Below are 2,262 nucleotides of genomic sequence, written 5' to 3' on the forward strand. Positions count from 1 at the left end.
CTGAAAAGGCGGAGCCGCAGCGAAAGCGAGTCTGAATAGGGCGCATAAGTAGGTGGTCGTAGACCCGAAACCGTGTGATCTACCCATGTCCAGGGTGAAGGTCAGGTAACACTGACTGGAGGCCCGAACCCACGTATGTTGAAAAATGCGGGGATGAGGTGTGGGTAGGGGTGAAATGCCAATCGAACACGGAGATAGCTGGTTCTCTCCGAAATAGCTTTAGGGCTAGCCTCAAGGCCTGTATGTTGGAGGTAGAGCACTGATTGGACTAGGGGCCCTTACCGGGTTACCGAATTCAGTCAAACTCCGAATGCCAACCATATAACCTTGGGAGTCAGACTATGGGTGATAAGGTTCATAGTCGAGAGGGAAACAACCCAGACCGTCAGCTAAGGTCCCAAAGTATACGTTAAGTGGAAAAGGATGTGGCGTTGCATAGACAACCAGGATGTTGGCTTAGAAGCAGCCATCATTTAAAGAGTGCGTAATAGCTCACTGGTCGAGTGACGCTGCGCCGAAAATGTACCGGGGCTAAACGTATCACCGAAGCTACGGATTGTTCTTACGAACAATGGTAGGAGAGCGTTCTAAGTGCAGTAAAGTCAGACCGTGAGGACTGGTGGAGCGCTTAGAAGTGAGAATGCCGGTATGAGTAGCGAAAAAGAAGTGAGAATCTTCTTCACCGAATGCCTAAGGTTTCCTGAGGAAGGCTCGTCCTCTCAGGGTTAGTCGGGACCTAAGCCGAGGCCGAAAGGCGTAGGCGATGGACAACAGGTTGATATTCCTGTACCACCTCCTTTCCGTTTGAACGACGGGGGGACGCAGTAGGATAAGGAAAGCGCGCTGTTGGTTATGCGCGTCCAAGCAGTAAGTGAGTCAGATAGGCAAATCCGTCTGGCACAATCACAAGCTGTGATGGGGAAGGAAATAGAGTACTGAAGTTCCTGATTTCACACTGCCAAGAAAAGCCTCTAGTGAGGAAAGAGGTGCCCGTACCGCAAACCGACACAGGTAGGCGAGATGAGAATTCTAAGGTGAGCGGGAGAACTCTCGTTAAGGAACTCGGCAAAATGACCCCGTAACTTCGGGAGAAGGGGTGCTTCTTGCATGAGAAGCCGCAGTGAAAAGGCCCAAGCGACTGTTTAGCAAAAACACAGGTCTCTGCGAAGCCGAAAGGCGAAGTATAGGGGCTGACACCTGCCCGGTGCTGGAAGGTTAAGGGGACGCGTTAGCATCTGCGAAGCGCTGAACCGAAGCCCCAGTAAACGGCGGCCGTAACTATAACGGTCCTAAGGTAGCGAAATTCCTTGTCGGGTAAGTTCCGACCCGCACGAAAGGTGCAACGACTTGGGCACTGTCTCAACGAGAGACCCGGTGAAATTATACTATGCGTGAAAATGCGCATTACCCGCGACAGGACGGAAAGACCCCGTGGAGCTTTACTGTAGCCTGATATTGAATGTTGGCACAATTTGTACAGGATAGGTGGGAGCCTTCGAAGCGTGAGCGCTAGCTTACGTGGAGGCGCCGGTGGGATACCACCCTGATTGTGTTGACCTTCTAACCCAGGACCGTGATCCGGTTCGGAGACAGTGTCAGGCGGGCAGTTTGACTGGGGCGGTCGCCTCCCAAAGAGTAACGGAGGCGCCCAAAGGTTCCCTCAGAATGGTTGGAAATCATTCGAAGAGTGTAAAGGCAGAAGGGAGCTTGACTGCGAGACCTACAAGTCGAGCAGGGACGAAAGTCGGGCTTAGTGATCCGGCGGTACCGTATGGAAGGGCCGTCGCTCAACGGATAAAAGCTACCCCGGGGATAACAGGCTTATCTCCCCCAAGAGTCCACATCGACGGGGAGGTTTGGCACCTCGATGTCGGCTCATCGCATCCTGGGGCTGTAGTCGGTCCCAAGGGTTGGGCTGTTCGCCCATTAAAGCGGTACGCGAGCTGGGTTCAGAACGTCGTGAGACAGTTCGGTCCCTATCCGTCGTGGGCGTTGGAAGTTTGAGAGGAGCTGTCCTTAGTACGAGAGGACCGGGATGGACATACCGCTGGTGCACCAGTTGTTCTACCAAGAGCATAGCTGGGTAGCTACGTGTGGCAGGGATAAGTGCTGAAAGCATCTAAGCATGAAGCCCCCCTCAAGATGAGACTTCCCATCTTTATGAGTAAGATCCCTCAGAGACGATGAGGTAGATAGGTTCGAGGTGGAAGCGTGGCAACACGTGCAGCTGACGAATACTAATCGATCGAGGACTTAACTAAA

At 52.9% G+C, this 2,262-nt stretch carries 1 rRNA gene; it reads left to right on the forward strand.

The features are described 5' to 3' along the window. Positions 1-2,261: ribosomal RNA gene (locus OWO01_RS15825) — 23S ribosomal RNA — on the forward strand; the annotation flags it as partial. Position 2,262 lies beyond the last annotated feature (1 nt).

Source organism: Natronobacillus azotifigens, from assembly GCF_026805325.1.
In the GTDB taxonomy this organism is placed as follows: Bacteria; Bacillota; Bacilli; order Bacillales; family Amphibacillaceae; genus Natronobacillus; species Natronobacillus azotifigens.